Here is a 23,463-nt window from a genome sequence, read left to right as displayed (position 1 = left end):
TCGATAAGTTCCATGGAAAGCTTTGTGCCTCTCATCTTGGGATGGATGTAAAACTGACAAAGAATTAATCTATATTCAGAAAGTATCTGCTACTATTATGGAATATTACATTGCAGATTCTGCAGTCTTCATAATGGGAGCCGGAATCGAAGCCCATAGAATGATAACCATCCCTTCGGTTGTCAATGAACTGAAAAGTAATGAGGCATCAATGCGTTTTGAGCTTGCCCGTGAAAACGGAGCTCGTGTGGAAATGCCGGAAACCCGGTTTCGTGAAGCTGTCATGAACGTTGCAAAAGAGACCAGGGATTGTGACGAATTGTCTGTAACCGATGTTGATATCCTTGCTAAGGCACTGGAATACAAAGGAAGCTCCGTTCTTCTGACGGATGATTATGCAGTACAGAACGTTGCCAGAATTCTGGGTATAGAAGTGAAACCAGTAGCCCAGAAAAAAATAAAAGATGTACTGGTATGGCAAAAAGAATGTGTGGGTTGTCGCAGACGCTTTGATAGTGGCGATATCTGTCCGGTCTGTGGTTCATCCCTTAAGAAAAAGCGTAAAAGAAAAATATAACATCTCAGTTGTTATATAATAAATTATAAGTTAAACATGAATATGCGGGATTCATATGAAGAATATTGATAAACTAATACAGAAAGCCCTTGAATTGCAGGCAAATGGTCTTGTTACAAGGCAAATTGCAGATGAACTTAACGTTTCCCGGGAAACTGTCACGTGGCTGCTGACCCGTTCTAAAAAGGAAGAAGTATCTCCTGCACCCAAGGATATATCGGTCAACTGGAGAAGCATTGGTAAAAGTGCATTCAGAACACGGCATGTCGGAATTGCTATGTGCGACATGATACTTGACACTGTGGCAGCTACAGGTAACGACATAGACCTTGTTGTTGGAATCGGTCTTAGTGGTGTTCCCCTTGCAACACTTATAGCAGAGGAGCTAGGCACTGAATTATCCGTTTACCATTCTTACAATGAGCAGGGCGATGGGTCCAAGCTACAGGGTGCATTCAGCAGGAACTTTGCAAGTATCAAAGAACAGAAATGCGTCATAGTGGATGATGTAATTACTACTGGTAACACTATGAATGATGTTGTAACTCATCTCAGAAGCTCCGGCGCAAAACCGGTTGCAATTGCAGTACTTGTAGACAAGAGTGGTTCAGAAACATTGTCTGAAGTTCCGGTGAAAGCACTTGTACGTATAGTACGTGTGGACTAATTTTATCTTAGAGTAAAAAAAGTGTATAGATTTTAGAGTAGGAGTTATTCAACTCCTACGGAACCTATTTTTTCTACAAGTTTAGAGAGCACATCTGTGCGCATACCCTCTACGAATTTTATACTTCCTACAACAAGGTGTCCTCCTCCGTTGACTCCGCCACCTTTTACTTCCTCGTGAAGTTCCCTGACCATTTGTGGTATGTTCATCAGGACACCCTTTGAGCGTATGACTGCAAAGTCCGGACCATATCCTATGGTTATGACTGGTTTGCCTTCATATTTCCTGCAGAGTTTGTCGTGGACTTCTCCTGATGTCTTTCCAGGTGGCGGGAATGTGAATTTGTGAGCATAGTTCTCAACATCCAGCACGTTAAGGATTGCACCGTTAGGTAGATCCTGGGCTTTCACGTGGGCCATACAGACATCCAGCTGCTCGGCTATCATCTCGTTCGCCTGCTCGCACAGAAGGTTGACGAGATTTTTGTGTATGGTATGGTCTCCAAAGTCCAGTATATCATCAATGATGCCCTTTCCGTTGTTGAACTTAAGCCAGTATGCTTCAAAGTCAAGTGCAAGTGCCATGTCCTTAAGATCCTGGAGTGAGTACCTGTCAGATACCATCTCTATGTATTTCTTGGCTTCTTCGGCTTCTGAGCGGTCACCTACTGCGGCCACCGCAGGCAAGTGATCAATTTCTTTTTCCACTTCGATATTTATCATGCGTGCGACCTCGGTACAGAGCATGCCTGCCGTCATACCGAAATCTCCTCCAACATGTGCCGGGTTTACGTGTGCTATAAGATACTTGTCAACTTCTTCATCCGGGTGGTGATGGTCTACAACTATCATCTGGATGCCGTATACCCTTGCCTGTTTCATTGCAGGAACATCTTCCATGGTAGATCCATTATCCACACTTACAACAAGTGGCATCTTTTGTCCATGCCTTGCAACATCTTCAAGTGCATAACTAATGTCACGAACAACATCCATGACCTCATAGAATGGTGCCTTAGAAGGTGCACGTTTGTAATAGTGATATTCCCCGTCCTGCCCATTCACTTCTCTTATGAGTGGAAGGATGGCTTTCTCGATTGCAAGAGCAGCTGTCATTCCATCGGCATCGGCATGGTGGCGCAGGAGGATAGGTGTGGATTTTATTATCGCTTTCCTGATCTCTTTTGCAACCTTTTTCATAGCTGGTCTGAGTTTTTCAAGAACCTCGCTTTCAACCATGTATTCGATCTCATAGGGTTCTGCCCTTCTGTCAATGGCAGCTTCTATGCGCTTGAGTATTTCAGCTTCTTTTGGTCCGCTGAGTCTTTTCATACTCTGGATCTCAAGCTGGACACTGCCGCCACGGGCAGTTATTTCTCCTGTGGCTGCGACCATCATATCAGAATCAATTTCCGCATATGCTCTTTCACCAGCGCTTTCAAAAGCAGCACCGGAAATCTGTCCTGTTTCATCGGCAATTGTGAAAATAGTTGGTCCTGCTGTTTGTTTGACTTGGATTACTTCTCCTTCTACTCTTACTCTCTGGCCGACCATTTGAGTCATTTCATTTGCCAGCTTTACAGGCAGATCCTTTTCAAGTTCCACAGTCTGGTAATCTTTAAGCTTGCGTGGTACCAGATCCATTTTTCCTCTTGGTTTTATTTCCTTGACGCTTACTATTACAGCTTCACCGACTTCAAGAGGTCCCGTCATATTGCTGGTATGAATGAGTCCTCTAAGGCTGGAATTAAGGTCTACAAAAACTCCGAAGTCTGCAATGTTCCTGACAACCGTATGGTACATTTTTCCCACTTCAAGTTCGTCCAGGGTGCATGAATTGTCAAGTTTGTAAACTACCTGTTTCTTTGCGCATGCCTGGCATACTTCGTTTCCTTCGTATAGTCTTTCCATATTTGTTCCGCATATTTTGCATTTATAAAAAGCACCTTTTCCGGAGCATGTGGCACAGGTTTCCCTGGTCTCCATCTCGCCTTTTCCTTCACAATTGTTGCAGACTGAACCATTTTTCAAAAAACTTGCCATGTCCTTTTCTGAAAGTTTCATGAAGTCTACAGACTTTGATTTCCCAGTCCCTTTGCACTCGGGGCATTTGGCTGTGCCAGTTACACTATAGCCTTTCCCGTTGCATTCTGTACATTTTTCGCTCATTGTATCTAGTGTTAGATAGTATATGTAGGATTTATGTGTTTGCTTGTGTCTGGGGGTAATAAGTCTGCATAGATTTATATATGTTATTTATATATCATGCTCTTGGTGTGGTTTTGGAAAATTAGTTTGAAATTATTAACATCAAAATCAATCACATTAATAAACGATAAATGAGTTCTATAATCTGTTGGGTCTGAAATGTTATTTCAATAATAACAACCGCTTTCATGTTTTCGTGTACATCCCCTCAAACAAGAATTCAGACCCAGCCCTCTATATAATATTTATTTTATTTTATTTTATTTATTGTCCTTCGAAAGTCTGTTCAGTCAAGTCACCGGTATATTTTTAAGAAGTAGGCTCTTTATATATGATATACTTAAGTTCACCCAGGAGAGTGGTTAATATATGGCTTTAATTGATTTTATTTTTCCTTTAGCTATTGTCGCAGTTTTTATACTGTCCAAAGCTATCAAGATCGTAAATGAATATGAACGTGTAGTTATCTTCCGTCTTGGAAGACTAAGTGGGATAAAAGGTCCGGGCCTGTTCCTGATTATCCCTATAATTGATACTGTTGTGAAGATTGACCTTCGTGTGGTTACCATTGATGTGCCTAAACAAGCGGTCATAACAAAAGACAACGTAACAGTGGCCGTTGATGCAGTTGTCTATTATCAGGTTATTGACCCTTCAAAAGCCGTCAATGAGGTTGAGAACTTCAAGTACGCTACAGCCATGCTTTCACAGACAACATTGCGAGATGTTATCGGCCAGACAGATCTTGATGATGTACTTTCAAAAAGGGATGCTATCAACAAGAGCATTCAGGAGTCACTGGATATTTCTACAGACCCATGGGGTATCAAGGTTACAAGTGTTACTTTAAGGGATGTCAGTATTGATGATACAATGCTGCGTGCAATTGCAAAGCAGGCAGAAGCAGAGCGTGAAAAGCGGTCCCGTATCATACTTGCAGAGGGCGAGTTCATTGCCGCTACAAGGATGAAAGATGCGGCACGCCTTTACGAGGAAGTACCGGTTGCAATCAAACTCAGGGAACTGCAGACATATGCCGAAATAGCAAGGGAAAAAAATATGATCGTCGTAGCCAACCCAAGCAATGTTGGGGAAATTGCAGCCCTTTCTAAGGCCTTCGCTAAGAAAGAGTGAAAGGAGGAAACATGAGACACAAGTGCCGGTCATACCTGAGCACTTTTCTTTTTTTTATTCTGCTTCTGTCCCAGTTCTCAGGTCTTGCATGTGCAGCCAGCCAGCAGAAGGTATTGGTGCTTGATATATCAGACTCCATTACCCCAGTTTCCGATGACATTGTAGCTGATGCCATTGCCTTTGCAGAAAATGATGATTACGAAGCTCTGGTGATTACACTCAACACTCCCGGTGGTGGACTGGATGAAACCCTTGACATCATTGAACAGATAGCTGTGACCGATGTCCCTGTGATAGGATTTGTTTATCCGGAAGGGACAAAAGCGTGGTCTGCAGGTACTCTTATTTTAATAAGTACGGACATAGCCGCAATGGCCCCCTATACTATTATGGGTTCTGCACAGCCGGTTACAGTAACTGCCAGTGGTACTGAACCTGTTGAGGAATCAAAGATTATCAATGCTCTTGTAAAAAGGGCGACTGAAAATGCGAAGCAGCACGGTCGCAATCAAACGGCTGCAGAGGAGTTCATTACCAAGAACCTGAATCTTGATGCTGATACTGCACTTGAGTATGATGTTATTGAATATGTTTCTCCTTCTATTGATGATCTTATGACCCAGATTGACGGGGAAAAGGTAAAAGGAAAAGTTCTCAATACCGACGGTGCGGATATCACTTACTATGAACCGTCTCTGCGTCTTGCGTTCATGAATATCATATCAAACCCGATAGTTTCCTCGCTGCTCCTGCTTCTTGGAGTTTATGCGATAATACTAGGAATATCAAATCCCGGCTTTGGAGCTGAACTTTTCGGCATAGTTGCCATTGCTCTTGGGCTGATAGGAACCGGTTTTGATGTGAACATCGGTGCTCTGTTCCTCATAATAGTTGGTGTGTTTCTGCTTGTACTGGAATTCCAGGCTCCGGGTTTCGGGGTTTTCGGAATAGCGGGTTTTGTATGCATAATTGCTGGCAGTGTGCTGCTGGCTCCAACGGATTTCCCTCGCAACTATACTCCTGCTGAGTTTCAGAAGACACTGATCATCTCGGTCTCAGCTCCGACTGTAGTCCTGGGTATTTTCCTTGTTTTTGTTATTTACAAGGTATTCGAGGTCAGAAGAAAAAAACCCTTGTTTGGTGAGCTGATTGGTGACAGCGCACAGGCTCTTGATCCCATCGGGGATGGACAGGAAGGTTATATTCTCCATCGTGGACAACACTGGAAAGCACGCTCTTCTGGTCTGATCGAGAAGGGGGATAAGGTCAGGATAGTCGAAAAAGATGGTGTGGTGCTCGTTGTTGAGAAATTAAAAAATGAGGATGATTTGAGTGAATTAGATAAGTAAGAAAGGTAAACCCTTTCTACTTACTTTTTACTATTTCTATTACACGGCGTTTCTTTTCGATGGCATTGAGTGCTGCCTTGTCAATGGCTTTTTTCATTTCATCATAATCACGCGGGTTCTCGTCGCCAATCATTTTCTTGATGGGTGTGTAAGCTGATTCCCTGAAGCGTGGTGTGAAATCCCTTACCTGTCCGTCAATTGTTATTTCAGAGCCTGTGCCTTCAATTACTTTTCCGATAACAGCAATGTCTACATCTGCACTTCGGATGGTTTTCATAATATCTTCAGCATATTCCTCGGGCGCAATAATGAGTAAAGCATCAAGGGATACTCCAAGATAATCTATTTCCAGTGATTCAAGCATCTCAAGGACAACCGGATTGACGAGTTTTCTCATTTCCTTCTCTTCGAACACCAGTTTCACGCCAGCGGTTCTGGATATTTCCTTAGCATCTCCTCGAATGCCACCGTTTGTGACATCTGTCATTGCATGAATATGTTTAACAAGGCCGGAATCCAGCAGTTTTTCGCATGCTTCCAGGAACTTGATGTTGATGGTTTCATCCACAACATCATGCATGTCATAATATAGTGCTGTTGTGGATATGGTTCCGCCACCAGCACCTTCTGTCATGAGTATGACGTCTCCAACTTTTGTCTGCTCACGTGATGTAAGGTCTGCTGAAACTCCTACGGCACCGACTGCCCCTGTCATACGCTCGCCTATGACCATGTCACCACCTATTCTCAGGGTGCTGCCTGTTATAAGTGGAATGCCTGATAGTTCTGCGACTGCTGTGATGCCTGCAATGTGATCGAATATCTTACCTACATCTCCGTCATCGGCAACATGTATGTCTGATAGCATTGCAATGGGTCTTGAACCCATGACATATACGTCACGCAGGGCTGCTCTTGCAACATGGAATCCTGCAAGGAATGAATAATCGCTAAGTCTTGAGTGCATTCCGTCCACGGTGAGGATTATGTATTCTCCTCCGTCGGATCTGACAACTCCTGAGTCGTCAAGATGTGTGGTATCAACAACTGCTTTTGTTTTGCCAATTACTTCGGCAATCTTTTCATGGGTGTAGAAGTCTCCAAGACCCCTTGAGCCGACACCAAACTCTCCCATTGTTACGCCGGAAACAGTTGGTTCGAGCACATCTCCTTTTAGTACAAGGGTAGCCTTTGCTTCGGTTATGGTTGCCTGTGCCAATTTACGGGCGTGTTCAGGACTTGTTTTCTTTACCTCCAGTATCCTGGCGGTGAGTCTGTCCTCGATGTCAGGCTCGTTGTTTTTAAGCCCCCGTTTTGCGTAGCCTTCAATATCCATATTATCATCTCTTAGCACATAGCAACAAAGTTCTTCAACATTTTCAGGCCCACGTCTCCGCTTTTCTCAGGGTGGAATTGGGTTCCTATGACATTGCCCGCATCATTGACCACGGCGGCTGCAAAGTCCGTGCCGTATTCACATGATATTAGTGTGTTCTTCTCTCCAGTGTCAACGTAATATGAGTGGACAAAATAAACAAATGAACCATCAGGTATGCCTTCAAAAAGTGGGTGTTGCTGTGTTATTTTAATAGAGTTCCAGCCCATGTGCGGAACTTTAAGGTCTGAGTGCGGGAACCTGAGCACCTGACCCTTAACGAGGTCAAGACCGTCTGTGAGGCCGCCTTCCTCTGATGTGCTCATCATCATCTGCTGTCCCAGACAGATACCAAGCATCGGCTTGCCTGTTGCAACATATTCATTGATAATGTCCCGTACTTTCTCTACGTTCTTCATTGCATCCCTGAATGCGCCGACTCCAGGAAGAATAACGCCATCTGCATTTTTTATTTCTGCAGGGTCACTTGAAATAAGTACGCTGGCACCTGCGTGTTCAAGTCCCTTTTGAACACTCCTGAGGTTGCCAAGTCCATAATCGATGATTACTATCTTCTTCATGTGAGAATTAAAGAAGGGTTTTGGTACATGAATGTAACGATGTGGGTTTTAAATCATTTATGTGGTTTCAACTTTGGTTTAAATAGTAGAAGATGAGATTTATTAATAATCACTATCAATAGCATATCATACAATGTGCTAAATTGATAAATCAAAGACTTAGCAAATGCAGTAATTTTGTTTAAAAATTATTTGCTTTGTATCTGTGAGGTATAAATGACCATTCTAGAAATAATAACTCTAGCGAATGCTATGTTCAAACTAATATGTAATTTTGAAGCGTTGATTAACAAACAGAAAAGAAAAAAGTTATGAAATGTTGATCTCTACATATTTTTGTGATGTGTTATTTTGCATGTTACTCAAAAAGTGTTTGGCTAGAATTTCATATTTCACTACTCTGGTTTAATGTTTTTCAGTTTTCTCACGCTAATACTACATGATTACTATCTTTGTGTGATAATGAAAGAGGTATTTGTTACACATGAATGTAACAATAATTGTTTATTGAAGGGAAAACTATTTGCCTTTGAGTGGGCAGTATCAAAAGGATATCGGTTAATTCAAACATTCATATTTTAAAAGGTGATATAATATGCCAGGGGACAATATTACAGAAAACTTAAAAGATATGGCTCTTGAATTGGGCACAGATTTTATAGGTATAACTGGTTCATCTGCATTTCAAAGTTCGGATTATGTTGGAAACAAGCCTCAGGATGTTATGCCAGATATGAAGTCTGTGGTAATACTCGGTGTTTCTGTGCCAAACGGAGCTTTTGATACATTGCCTAAAGGAAGAGCTGAATATACCAATACTCTCATGGCAGCCACGGCTACACTCAGGGTAATTGCATTTCAGGTAGCAAAATTTATTGAAAGAAAAGGATACAAGGCTACGATAGCTCCAAGTGAAGGCAGTGAGTTTGGTTACTGGTATGCTGATCGTGAGACTCTAAAAGCAGATTTTTCTTTCAAATATGCATCATATCACGCAGGTCTTGGGAATTTTGGCATGAATCATCTTCTGATCACAAAAGACTTCGGGCCAAGAATACGTATGACTGCTATACTCACAGATGCACCATTTGAAGATGATGAGGTTATTCAGTTGCCTCTGATCAATGACGCATGCAGAGGCTGTATGAAGTGTATCGAAATCTGTCCTGTTGATGCTCTTACAGAAGAGGGAGTAATTCACAGGGAAAAATGTGCAGAATACATGTTCGATGTTCTTGGGGGACTGAGGTGCGGCATGTGTTTAAAAGTGTGCCCACTTTATTGATTTTTTGCATTGTTCTCTAATCCACGATAATTATAAAAATCAGAATCAAATCAATAAATTTATATCTAATGTATCTTTTTTAGCATTCGGTGATTTTTTGACCATTCTTGAAAAACTCTTTAATGACGATAGAGCTATTGAGCTTCCTATCAATATCGTTGTAATGCTGGTGGTTGGTATGGTTGCCCTTGCGGCACTTGTTGCGATAATTCCTCCACCCACGAAAAACATGTCTGTAACAATTGACAGTGCAGGCGAACAGGGTGCAGGTATGAACCCCGGTAACACTGTAATTGTAGATTCTGCAACTGCAGGTGCTCCTTTTACAATAGATGTGGCAATATCTGTTGTGGATCCTGATGGTTATCCTGTCAGAAATGCAAATGTTGTATTACGAGGCCTTGGTGGCGTTGCCACAGGTGTCACAAATGATGCCGGACAGTGCACTCTTACAACAGTCACTCCTGGTGGTGCACAGGTCAACCTTGGTTCCAATCAGAATGAAGGGGCAATGGACCTGACTATTTCTGCCAATGGTTTCTATGATTTTGAAAAGACAGATGCTGTAATAGTAGTCAGGACTTCATGATCCTGACTTCTCTTCTATTTTGCAGGTTTACATGTTATCAGATGATTCTACATCCGTAGGGCTTCCAATAAGGATCGTAGTTCTTACTATTATTGGCATGATAGGCATTTATTCAATACTTACTGCTGTAATGAGCACACCCTTTGTCCCTGATTCAATGTTTGCAGCCTCAAATTGCAGCAGCTTCAATATCACAGGAACGGCATCAGATTCTCCTGACCTGTTGGTTAGTGTTTTTGACAATGACGGAAGGCCTGTAGGTGGTGCCAATGTCATTGTATGGGGACCACGCAGGGAAAAAGTAGTAGGTGGAGTTACAGATGGCAATGGTGAATTCCATTATCAGCTTACAGGGATTTCCCTGCCTCAGGGTAAAGCAGAAGGTTACCTTTCAGTAAAGGTGATGGAAGAAGGTTATCTGGATTATACAAACGATTTCCTGGTTAAGGTAAAAAAGGTATGAGCATTTTAATTTCAGAATGCTCATTTGTTTATTTTATTTTATTTTTTCAGACGTTCTTGTTGTTTACCATGTAGAACTTCATGAACACAGCTGTTGCGAATACCAGAGCAATAGTAAATGAGAAATTGGCTGATCTTATAATATCCCAATGTCCTCCAGTGATGAGAATTCCGGTAATTACAAGTATTAATGCTCCTACAACACCCGATAGTTCCACAGGAACCTTCACAGAACCTATATTGATACGGTTATGGTTCTCAGCTTTCTCAAGGCGCATGTTGAGCTGTGATATCTCATTCTTTATTTCAACCGTGAGTGGTTCTATATCAGTTAATGTCGGGGGATGCCTTTGCTCTAATCGTTTGTGGAGTCTGGAATTATCTTCCTTAATTTCAGCGATGTGTGACTTAAGAACAGTAAGCTGGGAATCAAGATCTATCAACTTTTCCTCAAGGATAATGTTTTTAGAATTGTTTTCTTTTAATTCCTCGATTTCAGTATTGATAATAAAGATCTCTTCTCTTGTGTCCCTGATAGCTTCCTCAAAATCAATATTGTACTCCGGTATCGTATCTTCCGGGGGCACGTCTACAGAAAGTCTGCGTTCCACCGCACGCAATCGTTTTTCCACGCTTCGGACGGTCTGGTCAAGAGAGTGTAACCTGCCGTTGATGTCTTCTTTTATCTGTTTTTCGTTTTTCATATGGTCTGCCACCAACAGACCAGTAACTTTCTCAAAGGTATAAAAATACTTCTATTTCATCTCAGATGTTTGGAGAGTGATGTATTCAGGTTTAACGTCTACAATATAGTACTTTCTGTCATCCAGTACAATGGAAGTGGACTTTTTAGGAAAGAAAAAGTTAAGGGCATGCCCTTGATAACCTTTTGAAAAAAGAAGTCCCATGGAGAAAGTGCTCTCCGATGGCATGCCGCAGTACATCATATCCTGTGATGTTCCGAAAATGCTGCTTTTGATGTTTTTTCTTTTTCCTGTTTCAAGGGTGAATGTCTCGTTCATTACTGATCCTGCTTACCAGCAGATACCACTGTAATCGATCTCAACACTGAGCCTTTCAGGCTTTATCATGTGTCTGCCATCGATGACAATTCTGTTTGCCATAACGTTGAACTCTTTGTCCAGCTCCCTGAACTCGCTCCATTCTGTCATTATAAGGCATCCATCGGCCTCTAAGAGGGCCTCGGATGAGTTCTTGCAATATGTGATCTCCGGGAAGAGTTTCTTCATGTGTTCCTCAGCCATGGGGTCATATGCCGCAATATCCGCTCCAAGACGCTGAAGTTCAGCTATTACAGGAATGGAACGTGACTCCCTTATGTCATCCGTGTCGTTCTTAAAGGCAAGACCAAGCACGGCTATTCTTTTGCCTTTGAGTTTGGTGACCTTTTCCTGAAGCAGTTCGATCATTTTCAGGGGCTGCCTGTCATTGACCTCAACCACGGACCTGAGCAGTTGTGGCTCGTATCCGATATCCTTTGCTTTGCCTATGATGGCTTTGACATCCTTAGGGAAGCATGAACCTCCAAAACCGGCACCACTGTTAAGGAACTGGCGCTCTATCCTGAAGTCTGTTCCCACGGCATCCATGACCTCATAGGTGTCGATACCAAGCTGTTTGCAGATGTTACCTACTTCGTTTGCAAAGGATATCTTGGTCGCCAAAAATGAGTTGTTGACGTATTTGATCATCTCGGCTGTCCTTGGATTGGTGTGTGTGACCTCACAGTCAAGCTCACGATAGAGTTCGGATACTACAAAGCCTGATCTTTCATCAATTGCACCAACAACTATCTTGTCAGGGTTCATGAAATCATAAACAGCCTTGCCTTCTCTCAGGAACTCGGGGTTCATTGCAATTCCAAAATCCTTTCCTGCCTTCTTACCTGAGTATTCCTCAACGATAGGCAGTACGACCTTCTCGGTGGTCTCAGGCACCACCGTGCTCTTGACAACAACGACATGATAGTGATCCTTCTTCGCAATCGCCCTTCCAAGGCTGGCACTTGCAGCCTTCACAATGGAAAGATCGATGTTCCCAAATTCATCCGATGGTGTCCCCACGCAGATAAATGATGCATCAGAGTTCTGCACCGCATAATCATAATCTGAGGTTGCAATGAGACTCTTTTGTGTGTACTTTGCCAGCAGATCATCTAGTCCCTCTTCCCAGATGGGTGCAATTCCTGCATTGATCTGTTTTACCTTCTCCTCGTCAATGTCAATACAGATGACCTCATGGCCAAGGTCTGCAAAGCAAGCGGCTGAGACTGATCCAACGTAGCCTGAACCTATGATTGATACTTTCATGATGAGATTCTCCTTGTGATGTAAATTGTTTGGAAGTGTATATTAGGTTAATGACTATCTTATTATTAATGAAACCTTTAGCCCAGTTTAGCCTATTAATTGCTTGATGTTGTAATATACTCATAAATCGAATCTTCAACAGGATGATTCATCCGATATTTTACTTTTACAACTGACACTTTTCTATTATTTTCATCAACCAACGTAGCTTCTTCGAAGCTTTCATCAATAGGAGTCACATCACCCATATAATAGAAATCATTGCTTTCTCCATTACTCTTTTTGATGAATAAAAGCAACCTAAGACCATTTTTGTAATTTCGAATGGTAACGACATCTTTGCTATCCAATTTTCTTCTAGATTTAGACATCCATTCGAATTCAGAATTATTGACAAATCCTTCTTCATATTTCGTAGTGCTTGATATATGCTCTTCTTTGTGATAGTTTACAAATATTGGACAATTCGTTTTTTCAGGACTGATGAGATAACCTCCAACATTTTGTGCTAAAGGATTCTGCTCCCAATTTAGAATTCTAAAAACATCTTTCCTGGAATATTTCTGATACAATAGGAAACCATCAACATACTTATCTTTGTCAAAATTTCGATAGTAAATTGTTTCAGAATAGTCTAGCATATCATTTAGAAAAAGCAAGAAAGTTTCATTTTTTAGTGTATTTACAAATTGATCACTAAATGAGAGCATTCCGTTTTGATAAGAAACGATGTTTAAATCGTATATTTCACCAACACTAACTAGATTACCATTGTGCTTTTCAGTTACAAAGTCAAAATTGATATTTTTGACACATGATTCTATTGTTTCATCAGGAACCAAAATACCATATTTATCAAAAACAATTGATTTTAATTCTCCCTTTTGCAAAACATTTCCAGAAATCAGCTTTTTAAGGATGACAACTTCCTCCACTCTCTTAGTGTTTGCAATTTCATTGGAGAATAATTCAAGAAGCTTGATTTCTCTATCAGATAGTTTTTTTTGTAAGGATTCTTCTTGATCTAATACGAAGTTGAAATAGGATTTCGAATAGTTTGCATACAATTGTGGATCTCTTGATCCATGTTCCACAAAGTCCATCATCATGGGAATTTCACCGATCTTGAACTTTAATAGTTCGTAATCTTTCACAAGGTCTTTTTTGAGCTGTAAATTTGCTTTGTCGATTGATTCAAAAATCTGATCATGCGTAATTTGATCAAAATTAATAGTTGAAGCACCAGGAATTAAGCTACTTCCACTTAACATTAATTTACGTAATGTATCCTTGTTGTAACTAGTGTCTCCATATAATGCAATCGGAACCAAGTAATTATTGTTGTAATTGCCTATGAAATCAATCACAGTTAGGTATTCTTTGTCGTTAGCTTTTCGCAAACCTCTTCCTAGCTGTTGGACAAAAATAATGGCCGATGAAGTCGGTCTCAACATAATGACTTGATTTACTTTTGGAATATCCACTCCTTCATTGAAGATATCAACAGTAAATATATAATCTAATTTTTCAGACGGATCGGAACTTTCCAATCTATTTATTGCATCAATTCTCTCTTCTTCAGTATTTTTTCCAGATAATGAAACAGTTCTGTAACCTATTGAATTAAATGCATCAGAAAGTCCCTGACTTTCAGCGACACTACTGCAAAATATTAGTCCTCTAATGCAACCATTATCACAGCCATAAAATTCAGCTTTTTCAATAATCCTGTTTACACGTTCTTTTGCAGTTAATAAGGAGAAAGCTGCATTTTCATCTAAAACTTGCCCATCTACAGTGACATCAGTTACACCAAAATAATGAAAATTTGATAACATCTTTTCTTCTAAAGCTCTATGCAAGCGAATTTCGTACGCAATATTGTGTTCAAATTGAGAAAAGATATCAAATCCATCTGTTCTTTCAGGAGTAGCAGTCATGCCCAACAAAAATTTTGGTTTAAAATGATTGAGTATTTTTTGATAAGTTTCTGCACCTGCTCGATGAGTTTCATCTATAACAATATAGTCAAAATGATTTTGATCAAATTGATTTAGGTGATCATCTTTAGAAATTGTTTGAATTGTAGAAAATATAAAATCGGCATCAATTTCTCTTTTGTTACCTGAGTAAATGCCTATACTTTTGAGGTCGCCAAAAATATGTTTGAAGCTTTTCATAGCTGCTTCAGCAATATTTCTTCGATGTACTACAAATAAAAACTTTTTCGGATTGTATGCTTTAACATCAAATGCAGAGAGATATGTTTTTCCTGTTCCAGTTGCGGAAATTAACAGAGCCTTATTTTTGTTCTTTGACCTTAAGTCTTTCAGATTTGACAATGCTTCTTTTTGCATTGAATTGGGAGTTATTGAATCTTTGTGGTGCGAATCGATGCATTTTATTGAACTTGAAATGAATTTCTTTTTTAAATTATAATCTGATGCATATGAATCAATGAATTTATCATCCACCAATTCAGCATTTTCAAATTCATTTCTGAATTCATTAATTGAGTCAATTATTAATTTTGAGTCAGAAGTAGCTGATATTTTCAAGTTCCATTCTTTATTTGAGCATAGTGCATTAGCTGTAAGATTGCTGCTTCCAATAATTAAGTTAAAACGATTGCTTTTTTTGAATAGGTAACCTTTTGCATGAAAATCAGAATTGACTGCTATTTTTAAATCAACATTTTTGAGTTTTAACAAAGACTTTAATGCTTCTGGTTGAGTGAAATATTGATATTGGGATACCAATATTTTCCCTTTAATTCCAGCTTTTTCAAGCTCTTGGAGTGGATTTATTAAAGAAACTACGCCGCTTTTTGTTGCAAATGCTACTGAAAACCAAAATTCATCACAGTTTTTTAGTTCTCTAGATATAGTCTGTAGTACTTTTTTTCCATTATCAGTATCATTTACCAGTAATTCTGGGAGGTACTCTTTTTTTGAGGCTAAAGACTGGTCAATAAAGCCAGTTTTCAAGCTATCTAATAAATGTACAGGAAACTGATCCATTTTAACATTCCTTCATTAATTTTGAAACAATTGGAAGATCTGCTTCAGCCCAGTCTAAAGTCGATAATTTTTCTGGATTTAACCATTTGAAAGCAATGTGCTCTTTTAGATTAAATGTTGAGTTTAAAGCAGTGCAAATGAAACTGTGCATGGTAACACTAAAATCAGGATACTGATGATTTACAGTTAAAAACTCTCTCTTTATTTCTATATCTACATCAAGTTCCTCTAATAACTCGCGTTGTAATGCTTGTTCTTTAGTTTCGCCATATTCTATTTTCCCACCTGGGAATTCATACTTTAAAGAAATGTAATCGTGTTTTCCATGATCTCTTTGAACACATAGAACCTTATCATTATCAATTATTATTGCTGCAACTACTTCGTAGTGTTTCATTTGATTTGTACATCCATTCAAATATAATTAGTTGAATAATTTATAACTCTTTTTGAAGAGATCGAGCTGATTCACTGCATATCAACTAGAATACATGTTAAAAAAGAAAATATGAATCTGTAGAATATCTCAGTTGGAAGGATGAACTCGAGTTTACTACTTTTATTGTGAGTTTTTCAAAGTGTCACTATTGTTTTGTATTGTTTATACCATTTTTTAACAATAAAACTGCTAGAATCCTCTCAAAGCAAGAATTATTTAAAACTAGAAAACCAATTTTACTACAGAATAGATGAGAATCACAATGATCTCCAATACCACCCATGTATGTCCCACAGAAATATCCATCATTCTCAACAATAGAATTCGCAGATGGTTACAAAATCCCCGGAAAATACTTGGTCCGTATGTTAAAGAAGGGGTGGATGTTCTGGAAGTAGGGTGTGGTCCGGGTTTTTTTACTCTTGATATGGCTCAGATGGTTGGTAAAACCGGTCAGGTAGTAGCTGTAGACTTACAGGAAGGCATGCTTGCGAAGGTAAGAGAAAAGATCAGGAGGTCCGAAGCAGGTCAGAATATTGTACTTCATAAGTGTGAGGAAGACAAAATAGGTGTGTCTGGGAAGTTTGACTTTGTATTCCTGTTCTATGTGGTTCATGAGGTGCCGGATAAAGGAGCATTTTTTAGGGAATTAGTATCGGTGCTTAAAGCCGATGGCCTTATCTATGTAGTAGAGCCACCGTTGCACGTTTCAAAAAAGGCACTTGAAGAAACCATTAAAATAGCCAGCGATGCTGGGCTTACAGTTGTGGATAGGCCAAGACGTTTTCCTGATAAAGCAGTGCTGTTGAAAATGGCTTAAAAGCAACACAATGGACTGCTTGCCTGTTCCTCAGTGACTTCAAGCACCATTTCAATGGCCTCCTTGATATTTTCAAGGGCTTCTTCTTTGGAATCTCCCTCACTGATCGCTGCCGGAAGTTCCAGGCAACGTGCAGTGTATCCGCCCTCTTCTGCAATTTCAAGAACGATTGTATACTCCATAACTATTCATCAGTGATTCTAGTATATTAGTTCCGTATGTATAAGGCAAAAAGATATTGTAAACTCTCTTATAGGTGACCACAAATCTGATTCCATAATGTAGTCACCCATCTTAAACCCCCTTCTGATACTGCTCAACTAAAAACTCCAGCGTATCCTCAAGCTTATCCTCGCCGGAATACTGCTGCAAACACCGATAGTACCTGCCCCTATCCTCGAACAGTATGTTGATGGGCGGGTAATCATGCCGTAACAACACATAATTCAGCAGCAGTCTTCCGACCCTGCCGTTGCCGTCCTCGAAGGGGTGGATATACTCGAATTGGTTGTGGACTAGGGCGGCCAGTACCAGGGGCTTCAGGTCATTGGCATTGTCGTTGTACCAGTCTGAAAGTTCCACAAGCTCATTTTCAATCTCTTCCTTTGGGATGCCGCGGTGTACCACTTCACCGTAGGCGTTGCGTATCACCACTTCCACATCTCTCAGGTTGCCGGCAAACTTCTTGGAACCGTCAAAACATATCCTGTGTAGTTTTCTTATGAGTTCCAGTGACAGCTCTTCATCTGTGTTCTGTATGAAATCCACAGCCTTTGCGACATTCAATGCCTCGATTTCATCAGAATTAGTGGCCTCCTCATTGTGACTGAGCAGGTCATGGACCTCTTCCGGGCTGACCATTGAGCCCTCGATGGCATTGGTATTGAAAACGAACTTTTCGGTGAAGGCTTTCCAGCCCGCAACATCAAGATGGACGACCTCTATCTCCCTGTCGTACTCGTTCAGCTTTTCTATCTCTTTTCTTTTGAGGGAGAATTTTAACAGGTCGGTCTTAGCCTGTATCTGCTGCTCTATTTCCTTTTCAGCATCTTCCCTGCGCTCTTCAATTTCTTTCTCTGTCAGGTTAAGGCCCAGGTAGTGCCGTATCTTCTTCGTCTTTTTTCCGACACGGTAGGAGTGGGACAGGTAGTACTTTGTGTTCTGTCCCTGTTTTCTTTTTTCTATATGCATACTAAAATGGGTGACCACATTCTATATAGCACTTTTGTGGTCACCTATGAGGAAAAAATCCTTCTGCCTTCAATCACCAGTTCAATAGCCACTTTCATATTTTCAAGGGCTTCTTTCCTGGTATCTCTATCATTGATGACTTTTTCAGTTGCCAAGCCTTAGTAACAAAGGATAGTTCGAAAAACCCTCCTAACTTTTATCAGGACATGGAACTAAAAAGAAGAGTAACAAGAAAATTATACGGGGAATAATGTGATGAAGAAGGCGAAAGAACGTGTTGAATGTAATTATTGCGGTGAAATTTTCGGTAAAATTGCTATCAAAAAGCATCTGGAGAATTGTAAGGTCAGAATAGAACAAAATCATCCAGGGGAAGAAGTCTATTATTGCATTCAGGTAAGAGGCTACTATAAAAAACAGTATTGTATGTATTTGGATGTGTCTGCTAATACCTCTTTGAAAGATATTGATCAGTTTTTGAGGGATAGGTGGATGGAGTGCTGTGGTCACCTAAGTATGTTCAGGATTGGTAGTGAAATTTACGATTCAGATCCCGATCTCTATCCTGAATTTGATAGAAACAAGAGTATGGAAGTGCAATTGAAAGATGTTCTTTTTGAAGGACTGGAATTCATGTATGAGTATGATTTCGGGTCGACAACTAAATTGGAACTAAAGGTATTATCAATAAGTACAGGAGCAGGTCGGAATGAAAAATTAATACTTATGGCACGGAACCTTCCTTTTGAATTTGTGTGTATAAAGTGTGGAAAACCAGCAACACAGGTATGTATTTACTGTAGTGACGCTGGACGTGTATTTTATTGCGATAACTGTTGCGAAGATTTTGAATGCAGTGAAGAAATGGTACTGCCCGTAGTTAATTCTCCCAGGATGGGAATTTGTGGTTATTGCGGAGAAAAAAAATAGATTTATCCTATAATGCGGAAGAAATGCACATGTATTGATTTGTGGCGGGTTGTATTGATGTCCTATCTTCTATTTCCTTAAAATCAATTACTTAACCTTTATCATCCATAAATACATACTAAATATTTAGAATAACTCAGCTTTAGTGGCTCTTATGAACACAGGAAATCCTATTCCGCAAAAAGAACAATTGCTTCCTCTCCTCAAAGACTTCTTTAAGAAAGAGGAATACGTTGAGCTTGCTTACCTTTTTGGATCAGTGTCAGAGGGGAAAGCCGGTGTCCTGAGTGATATCGATATAGGTGTTTATTTGTCAGAATCAATGACAAAAGCACAGAGAAATCGTAAACGCATTGAGCTGATAGGCAGTCTCACCACTTTACTCAAAAGTGACAATATTGATCTTCTGGTAATCAATGACACATCACCGGTGCTTAGTTTTGAGATAATTAAACAAAACGTCCTTATCCATGCAAGGGACCACAGCCTGAGGGTGGATGTGGAACATCGCATAATGTCAATGTATCTGGACTGGAAATACTATGAGGACCGTCTGAATCAAAACATGCTTAAAAGAATTATGGAAAAGGGGCTGGTTTGAATGCGTGATGATGACAAGATCCTCCGGAAACTGAGTTTCATGCAAAGATGTGTCAGTTATCTTAAATCCGTAGATGCTGGCAGCACCGAGCTGGAGAATAATTACGAACTTCGCAGCGCTGTTGAGCGTAATTTCCAGCTTGCCATTGAAAGTGCAATAGATATTGGTGAAATAATAATCTCAAGAGAAGGATTTGAACGGCCTGAGATGTACAGAAGTGTGTTCCTAATACTTGGCAAAAACAGAATAATTCCAGGTGAATTTGCAGAAGAATTTGCTCAGGCAGCAGGTTTTAGGAATATTCTGGTTCACATGTACGAAGAAGTAGACCTTGATATTCTGTATACGTTCCTAACCGAAAGGCTGGATGACTTCGATACATTTGCCAGATATGTCGCAGAATATCTAAGCACACATTACTAACTCTTCCTGCACTATCTCATGAATTAATGAATAAAATCCACATTAGGGGGCTTGTTACAGGCCCTTCAGCCCTCCTTCATCCGTATGACCTCGCCCTCTTGCATGCCCTCAAAAATGCCCACGTTCTAATCGTCTTTTTGTGGTCACTTCTTATCACAAGTTTTGTCTGGGATACTTCAAGGATACAGATATCCTGTTTCTTTTACACCACAGGATGAAGTACTTACAAAATCAGCATTTGTCAGGTCTTATTGTAGCTGTTCCGACCAGGATGTTTGAGAAATCATCACTGCTGAATCACTTCTGCTTTTTTACTGGATTCAATATCATACGGATGGATAAATGAAATGGCCGTTACTGTCCACCCCTGCTCAATATCATGTAGCTGAAAATAGACCGGTATAACTGAAATATCAGTTTCCTTCCCAAGAATATTAAAACTGGATACAGTACAGTTTACTGCTATAACCGCTGTATCATCTTCGATTTCCTTTGACACAATGTCTATCTGTTTGATGCTATTCGGTTTAATTCCTTCGTTACTGAATAACATTTGAATACTTGCGGGAACAAGAACACCTTCTCCCTGATACATACTAAAAGCAATACTGAACTGACTTTCATTCACTGCATTGAGAAAATTGGTCACTATCAATTCCGTTTCATTGGAATTTGTTCCCACTATTCCATACTTGCCACCTATATTTTCTCGAATTATGGGGATTTGCATTAAGGAACCTGCAACAATGAAAAGAACCATGATGAATAACATCTGCTTGAGGACTTTCGTCTTGCTTTTTTTCTGTCCTTTTAAATTAGGTTCTTCTTTTTTACGCGGTGGGGCTGTGCTGCGAAGAATAGTAAGTTTCTTGTCAGAGGGATGCGGATTACGGGAATACGGAATGATACTATCTTCTCTTTTCTCTTCAGTCTCTCTTTGTTTGCTTTCGATCTCTTTCAGGTATGCATCATACATTTTCGCAATATCTTCATCTTGCGAGTTTTGCTTTTTTTTGCCAGCAACAGTTCTATCTTTTTTTGCATCATTTTCCTTGTTATTACTCTGGTCAATTTCTGAAATCCGGGTTAAATGGGTATTAGATTGCTGTACTTTTTTTGGTCGCATATCAACAATGTGTTTTTCCCATTTTGGGTCACGGTAGATTATGCTTGCTTCGATTTTTTCGTTGTGGATACGCCCCGTTGGTTTCAGGGTGAATTTAGCAGTCAGAGCTGTGCCTGGGGGGATGTTAGCCAGTTTCAGAATTCTGTATTCCTGTAACTTGAAAAGTGATTCATTATAATCAAGAATGACCTGTACATCAGAAATTACCAGATCTGTATTGTTTGTGACTCTGATTCCAAAAGTAACATTATTGTTAGGAAGAATCTCATAACCACGTTTTATGTCGATTTCCATTCCAATCTAAATTTAATTATTTAAAAATATAAATACGTTTTGATTTATGCCATGTATTAATGTTTAAAATGGGAGAAAGATTGTTACAAGGAACGCATCGCAATCCCTGTAATCATTGTCTTATCAGATTTCCTTTACCCGGATAACCACGCCTTCTTGCATAGCCTCAAAAATATCAAAAGCAACCTCCGAATCCGTCCTTACTTTGATATCACCGCGTCTGCCAACAGTTGCTGAGAACAGAAAACCCTCGTCTGCATAGACTTCTACATCGCGGCCTGCCACTTCAGGCACATTAAGAATGACGTGCTTTCTTGTGCGTTCGATGATAGGGTGATGTTCCTTGTTTTCCCGTGGGTTACGCTCCTCTTTACCTTGATATCTGCGCTCCTCTCCTGGTTCGAACTTACGTACATCAATATGAATACCAAGTATTTTCTCAATATCATCGATGGTTTTACCGCTCTTGCCTATCACTCTTGGCATGTCCTTGTCTCTTACACGCACCATAGCCCGGTTATCTGAGGTCATTTCCACTTCAACCGGACCACTGGCATAGTTACCAATGACTTCCTTGACCTGTTCTTCTGCAAATTTCCAGGATGGGTTTCTCTTCTGTTCACCACCAAGGGGCATAACAACTACCTGTTCGCCGTAGGTGTATATCTCAAATTCATTCTTGCCAGTTTCAAGGTCAGAAATAAGGATGACAGGTCTGGCAAGGTCTGCTTCCATCATACCTGCTGGAACCTTCACAGTGAACTCCAGTACCTGTACCTTTGCGATCTCTCCCTTGTCGATGAATATCACAGTATCCACAACCTGGGGGATTACACCAAGCTCAACCCTGCCGATAAGTCTCTGGATAGCGTCAACTGCGCGGTTAGCATGCACGACTCCGATCATGCCAACGCCGGCAAGTCTCATGTCCACAAATATCTCGAAGTCCTTGGTCTTGCGTACCTCGTCATATATAGTATAGTCCGGGCGCACAAGCAGGAGCACATCCGCCGTATTCTCAAGGCTGCCGTCAAGAGGTGCGTACTGGGTGATCTCCGGTGGCACCTGCAGGTCCCGGGGTGATTCCATGGTCTTGACAACAAATCCCCTGCCATTAAGGTATGTAGCAACACCTGCTGCAAAAGTGGACTTTCCTGCCCCAGGTGGTCCTGCAATGAGTATTCCCCTCTGGGATCGTATCCTTTCCTTCAGTATATCGCTCAGACGGTACTCTTCCAGTGACACCGAAGCTATCGGGCGAACAATAGTGATCTCCACATCATCGGAGAACGGAGGATTGGCTATGGCGATTCTCATATTCCGTATCTGGAGTACTGAAGCACCGCTAAAGGACATCTCTGTAAATGACTCCTGGTCAGCACGCGCCCTTTCCAGAAGTTCCCTGGATATTATTTTCAATTCCTGGTATGTGCATGGCTCATTTCTTATCTTCACATATTGCACATTCTTAATTGAACCTCTCTTTGCCATGGGACATACTTTATGTTTCAGGTGAACCGACATTGTGTCAGGCGTGAAAAACTGATCCACAAGCAATGGTCCGAACTCCTCAAAAGGAGGTTTTATAAAATCAACATCAATTCCTTTTGCCTTTGCAACAAGCGATTGTACTCTGTCGCCTGTGACAAAATTTGCATCAAGCTCCTCTGCAACCTCTCTTATTAGTGCATCTATCTCGCCGCCCTTGGCAAGCTTGACTTGATCAAGGTTTGGTCTGGGTCCGGTAAAAAATAATCGAATGATACCCTTCGATGCGTATCTCTGCAGTTCCTGTATCTCTTCAAGGCCTTTGTATCCTATTTCAAGTCTTCTGTTGGCCTGGGCTTCCAGCTCAGCCACCACAGCCTCAGGAATATGGATATCAACGTCCCTCAGTCCATCATTCTGTATCCTTCCGGAAAGGATTCCATCAATGACAGCACTTGTGTCAGGGACTACTTTTTGCCTGTTGTCTGCACATTCTTCCATAATCCTCAATATGTTTGCTGACTATTTAATAGTCGCCACTTATGAATCCGGTGCAAAAAAGAATATGAGTACCA

At 40.6% G+C, this 23,463-nt stretch carries 24 protein-coding genes; 12 read left to right on the top strand and 12 right to left on the bottom strand.

Features of this window, described 5'->3' with window-relative positions; all coding sequences use genetic code 11:
* Positions 1–97 precede the first annotated feature (97 nt).
* Positions 98–577, top strand: coding sequence for a DNA-binding protein (locus QZZ23_RS11640; protein ID WP_292470300.1), 480 nt, complete (start codon positions 98–100; stop codon positions 575–577).
* Positions 578–632: 55 nt separating this feature from the next.
* On the top strand, positions 633–1,244 hold the full coding sequence (locus tag QZZ23_RS11635) for an orotate phosphoribosyltransferase-like protein (protein WP_292470297.1): 612 nt from the start codon (positions 633–635) through the stop codon (positions 1,242–1,244).
* Positions 1,245–1,288: 44 nt separating this feature from the next.
* Here QZZ23_RS11635 and QZZ23_RS11630 read toward each other — a convergent pair whose 3' ends face one another.
* Entirely contained in the window at positions 1,289–3,412 is a 2,124-nt protein-coding gene (locus QZZ23_RS11630) for a DHH family phosphoesterase (RefSeq protein WP_292470296.1), read from the bottom strand.
* Between the two features lie 408 nt (positions 3,413–3,820).
* Between QZZ23_RS11630 and QZZ23_RS11625 the strand changes: the two genes are divergently transcribed.
* Complete coding sequence (locus tag QZZ23_RS11625) at positions 3,821–4,585, top strand: slipin family protein (RefSeq protein WP_292470295.1); 765 nt, start codon at positions 3,821–3,823, stop codon at positions 4,583–4,585.
* A gap of 11 nt (positions 4,586–4,596) precedes the next feature.
* Positions 4,597–5,934, top strand: coding sequence for a nodulation protein NfeD (locus tag QZZ23_RS11620; RefSeq protein ID WP_292470293.1), 1,338 nt, complete (start codon positions 4,597–4,599; stop codon positions 5,932–5,934).
* 16 nt (positions 5,935–5,950) lie between these two features.
* On the opposite strand, the gene QZZ23_RS11615 is transcribed toward QZZ23_RS11620, so the two are convergent.
* Both QZZ23_RS11615 and hisH read right to left on the bottom strand, forming a co-directional pair.
* A complete protein-coding gene (locus tag QZZ23_RS11615) occupies positions 5,951–7,270 on the bottom strand; it encodes an AIR synthase-related protein (protein WP_292470290.1) in 1,320 nt (439 codons plus the stop codon).
* A gap of 11 nt (positions 7,271–7,281) precedes the next feature.
* Complete coding sequence (gene hisH / locus QZZ23_RS11610; RefSeq protein WP_292470287.1) at positions 7,282–7,890, bottom strand: imidazole glycerol phosphate synthase subunit HisH; 609 nt, start codon at positions 7,888–7,890, stop codon at positions 7,282–7,284.
* 595 nt (positions 7,891–8,485) lie between these two features.
* Between hisH and QZZ23_RS11605 the strand changes: the two genes are divergently transcribed.
* The 3 genes from QZZ23_RS11605 to QZZ23_RS11595 all read left to right on the top strand — a co-directional run bounded on the left by QZZ23_RS11605 (position 8,486) and on the right by QZZ23_RS11595 (position 10,227).
* Positions 8,486–9,175 carry a 4Fe-4S dicluster domain-containing protein gene (locus QZZ23_RS11605; RefSeq protein ID WP_292470286.1) on the top strand — a complete coding sequence of 230 codons (690 nt, stop codon included), beginning with the start codon at positions 8,486–8,488 and terminating at the stop codon, positions 9,173–9,175.
* A gap of 97 nt (positions 9,176–9,272) precedes the next feature.
* Complete coding sequence (locus tag QZZ23_RS11600; protein ID WP_292470283.1) at positions 9,273–9,764, top strand: carboxypeptidase-like regulatory domain-containing protein; 492 nt, start codon at positions 9,273–9,275, stop codon at positions 9,762–9,764.
* A gap of 31 nt (positions 9,765–9,795) precedes the next feature.
* Positions 9,796–10,227: a hypothetical protein gene (locus QZZ23_RS11595; protein WP_292470282.1), complete on the top strand. Its 432-nt coding sequence runs from the start codon at positions 9,796–9,798 to the stop codon at positions 10,225–10,227.
* Between the two features lie 46 nt (positions 10,228–10,273).
* On the opposite strand, the gene QZZ23_RS11590 is transcribed toward QZZ23_RS11595, so the two are convergent.
* From QZZ23_RS11590 to QZZ23_RS11570, 5 genes are all read right to left on the bottom strand, one after another.
* Positions 10,274–10,930, bottom strand: a complete 657-nt coding sequence (locus tag QZZ23_RS11590; protein WP_292470280.1) for a hypothetical protein — start codon at positions 10,928–10,930, stop codon at positions 10,274–10,276.
* Positions 10,931–10,981: 51 nt separating this feature from the next.
* Complete coding sequence (locus QZZ23_RS11585; RefSeq protein ID WP_292470278.1) at positions 10,982–11,248, bottom strand: hypothetical protein; 267 nt, start codon at positions 11,246–11,248, stop codon at positions 10,982–10,984.
* A 12-nt stretch (positions 11,249–11,260) separates the two neighbouring features.
* Positions 11,261–12,556, bottom strand: coding sequence for a UDP-glucose/GDP-mannose dehydrogenase family protein (locus QZZ23_RS11580; protein ID WP_292470276.1), 1,296 nt, complete (start codon positions 12,554–12,556; stop codon positions 11,261–11,263).
* 95 nt (positions 12,557–12,651) lie between these two features.
* The gene (locus QZZ23_RS11575; RefSeq protein ID WP_292470274.1) at positions 12,652–15,576 is read right to left on the bottom strand and encodes a DUF3427 domain-containing protein; all 2,925 of its coding nucleotides are present in this window, start codon (positions 15,574–15,576) and stop codon (positions 12,652–12,654) included.
* Between the two features lies 1 nt (position 15,577).
* Entirely contained in the window at positions 15,578–15,973 is a 396-nt protein-coding gene (locus QZZ23_RS11570; RefSeq protein WP_292470273.1) for a (deoxy)nucleoside triphosphate pyrophosphohydrolase, read from the bottom strand.
* Between the two features lie 304 nt (positions 15,974–16,277).
* Between QZZ23_RS11570 and QZZ23_RS11565 the strand changes: the two genes are divergently transcribed.
* Positions 16,278–16,835, top strand: coding sequence for a class I SAM-dependent methyltransferase (locus QZZ23_RS11565; protein WP_292470269.1), 558 nt, complete (start codon positions 16,278–16,280; stop codon positions 16,833–16,835).
* Here the strand turns inward: QZZ23_RS11565 and QZZ23_RS11560 are convergent.
* Together QZZ23_RS11560 and QZZ23_RS11555 are read right to left on the bottom strand one after the other, a co-directional pair.
* Positions 16,832–17,017: a type II toxin-antitoxin system HicB family antitoxin gene (locus QZZ23_RS11560; RefSeq protein WP_292470267.1), complete on the bottom strand. Its 186-nt coding sequence runs from the start codon at positions 17,015–17,017 to the stop codon at positions 16,832–16,834. The two genes, QZZ23_RS11565 and QZZ23_RS11560, sit on opposite strands and share 4 nt — an antisense overlap.
* A gap of 112 nt (positions 17,018–17,129) precedes the next feature.
* Complete coding sequence (locus QZZ23_RS11555; protein WP_292470265.1) at positions 17,130–18,026, bottom strand: Fic family protein; 897 nt, start codon at positions 18,024–18,026, stop codon at positions 17,130–17,132.
* 255 nt (positions 18,027–18,281) lie between these two features.
* On the opposite strand from QZZ23_RS11555, the gene QZZ23_RS11550 reads away from it, so the two are divergent.
* The 4 genes from QZZ23_RS11550 (at position 18,282) to QZZ23_RS11535 (ending at position 20,198) form a co-directional block, all read left to right on the top strand.
* A complete protein-coding gene (locus tag QZZ23_RS11550; RefSeq protein WP_292470263.1) occupies positions 18,282–18,956 on the top strand; it encodes a hypothetical protein in 675 nt (224 codons plus the stop codon).
* Between the two features lie 154 nt (positions 18,957–19,110).
* Complete coding sequence (locus QZZ23_RS11545) at positions 19,111–19,557, top strand: nucleotidyltransferase domain-containing protein (protein WP_292470260.1); 447 nt, start codon at positions 19,111–19,113, stop codon at positions 19,555–19,557.
* Complete coding sequence (locus QZZ23_RS11540) at positions 19,558–19,980, top strand: DUF86 domain-containing protein (protein WP_292470258.1); 423 nt, start codon at positions 19,558–19,560, stop codon at positions 19,978–19,980. It abuts the gene before it with no gap.
* 26 nt (positions 19,981–20,006) lie between these two features.
* Entirely contained in the window at positions 20,007–20,198 is a 192-nt protein-coding gene (locus tag QZZ23_RS11535; protein WP_292470256.1) for a hypothetical protein, read from the top strand.
* A 68-nt stretch (positions 20,199–20,266) separates the two neighbouring features.
* Here the strand turns inward: QZZ23_RS11535 and QZZ23_RS11530 are convergent, their stop codons facing one another.
* Both QZZ23_RS11530 and QZZ23_RS11525 read right to left on the bottom strand, forming a co-directional pair.
* On the bottom strand, positions 20,267–21,400 hold the full coding sequence (locus tag QZZ23_RS11530; protein ID WP_292470254.1) for a hypothetical protein: 1,134 nt from the start codon (positions 21,398–21,400) through the stop codon (positions 20,267–20,269).
* 123 nt (positions 21,401–21,523) lie between these two features.
* The gene (locus tag QZZ23_RS11525) at positions 21,524–23,389 is read right to left on the bottom strand and encodes a PINc/VapC family ATPase (protein WP_292470252.1); all 1,866 of its coding nucleotides are present in this window, start codon (positions 23,387–23,389) and stop codon (positions 21,524–21,526) included.
* Positions 23,390–23,463: the final 74 nt, after the last annotated feature.

Origin of the sequence: Methanolobus sp. (assembly GCF_016278385.1) — an archaeon.
Classification (GTDB): Archaea; Halobacteriota; Methanosarcinia; order Methanosarcinales; family Methanosarcinaceae; genus Methanolobus.
The sequence above is the reverse complement of the archived record's forward strand: the minus strand, read 5'-3'. Positions and strand labels throughout refer to the sequence as shown.

What these genes read in the sequence shown, in the direction of transcription:
- QZZ23_RS11625 (WP_292470295.1), top strand. Translation starts at nt 3,821, where the DNA reads ATGGCTTTAATTGATTTTATTTTTCCTTTAGCTATTGTCGCAGTTTTT.
- QZZ23_RS11565 (WP_292470269.1), top strand. Translation starts at nt 16,278, where the DNA reads ATGATCTCCAATACCACCCATGTATGTCCCACAGAAATATCCATCATT.
- QZZ23_RS11525 (WP_292470252.1), bottom strand. Translation starts at nt 23,389, where the DNA reads ATGGAAGAATGTGCAGACAACAGGCAAAAAGTAGTCCCTGACACAAGT.
- QZZ23_RS11545 (WP_292470260.1), top strand. Translation starts at nt 19,111, where the DNA reads ATGAACACAGGAAATCCTATTCCGCAAAAAGAACAATTGCTTCCTCTC.
- QZZ23_RS11590 (WP_292470280.1), bottom strand. Translation starts at nt 10,930, where the DNA reads ATGAAAAACGAAAAACAGATAAAAGAAGACATCAACGGCAGGTTACAC.
- QZZ23_RS11550 (WP_292470263.1), top strand. Translation starts at nt 18,282, where the DNA reads ATGAAGAAGGCGAAAGAACGTGTTGAATGTAATTATTGCGGTGAAATT.
- QZZ23_RS11640 (WP_292470300.1), top strand. Translation starts at nt 98, where the DNA reads ATGGAATATTACATTGCAGATTCTGCAGTCTTCATAATGGGAGCCGGA.
- QZZ23_RS11580 (WP_292470276.1), bottom strand. Translation starts at nt 12,556, where the DNA reads ATGAAAGTATCAATCATAGGTTCAGGCTACGTTGGATCAGTCTCAGCC.
- QZZ23_RS11615 (WP_292470290.1), bottom strand. Translation starts at nt 7,270, where the DNA reads ATGGATATTGAAGGCTACGCAAAACGGGGGCTTAAAAACAACGAGCCT.
- QZZ23_RS11635 (WP_292470297.1), top strand. Translation starts at nt 633, where the DNA reads ATGAAGAATATTGATAAACTAATACAGAAAGCCCTTGAATTGCAGGCA.
- QZZ23_RS11540 (WP_292470258.1), top strand. Translation starts at nt 19,558, where the DNA reads ATGCGTGATGATGACAAGATCCTCCGGAAACTGAGTTTCATGCAAAGA.
- QZZ23_RS11620 (WP_292470293.1), top strand. Translation starts at nt 4,597, where the DNA reads ATGAGACACAAGTGCCGGTCATACCTGAGCACTTTTCTTTTTTTTATT.
- QZZ23_RS11595 (WP_292470282.1), top strand. Translation starts at nt 9,796, where the DNA reads ATGTTATCAGATGATTCTACATCCGTAGGGCTTCCAATAAGGATCGTA.
- hisH (WP_292470287.1), bottom strand. Translation starts at nt 7,890, where the DNA reads ATGAAGAAGATAGTAATCATCGATTATGGACTTGGCAACCTCAGGAGT.
- QZZ23_RS11605 (WP_292470286.1), top strand. Translation starts at nt 8,486, where the DNA reads ATGCCAGGGGACAATATTACAGAAAACTTAAAAGATATGGCTCTTGAA.
- QZZ23_RS11570 (WP_292470273.1), bottom strand. Translation starts at nt 15,973, where the DNA reads ATGAAACACTACGAAGTAGTTGCAGCAATAATAATTGATAATGATAAG.
- QZZ23_RS11575 (WP_292470274.1), bottom strand. Translation starts at nt 15,576, where the DNA reads ATGGATCAGTTTCCTGTACATTTATTAGATAGCTTGAAAACTGGCTTT.
- QZZ23_RS11585 (WP_292470278.1), bottom strand. Translation starts at nt 11,248, where the DNA reads ATGAACGAGACATTCACCCTTGAAACAGGAAAAAGAAAAAACATCAAA.
- QZZ23_RS11530 (WP_292470254.1), bottom strand. Translation starts at nt 21,400, where the DNA reads ATGGAAATCGACATAAAACGTGGTTATGAGATTCTTCCTAACAATAAT.
- QZZ23_RS11535 (WP_292470256.1), top strand. Translation starts at nt 20,007, where the DNA reads ATGAATAAAATCCACATTAGGGGGCTTGTTACAGGCCCTTCAGCCCTC.
- QZZ23_RS11555 (WP_292470265.1), bottom strand. Translation starts at nt 18,026, where the DNA reads ATGCATATAGAAAAAAGAAAACAGGGACAGAACACAAAGTACTACCTG.
- QZZ23_RS11560 (WP_292470267.1), bottom strand. Translation starts at nt 17,017, where the DNA reads ATGGAGTATACAATCGTTCTTGAAATTGCAGAAGAGGGCGGATACACT.
- QZZ23_RS11630 (WP_292470296.1), bottom strand. Translation starts at nt 3,412, where the DNA reads ATGAGCGAAAAATGTACAGAATGCAACGGGAAAGGCTATAGTGTAACT.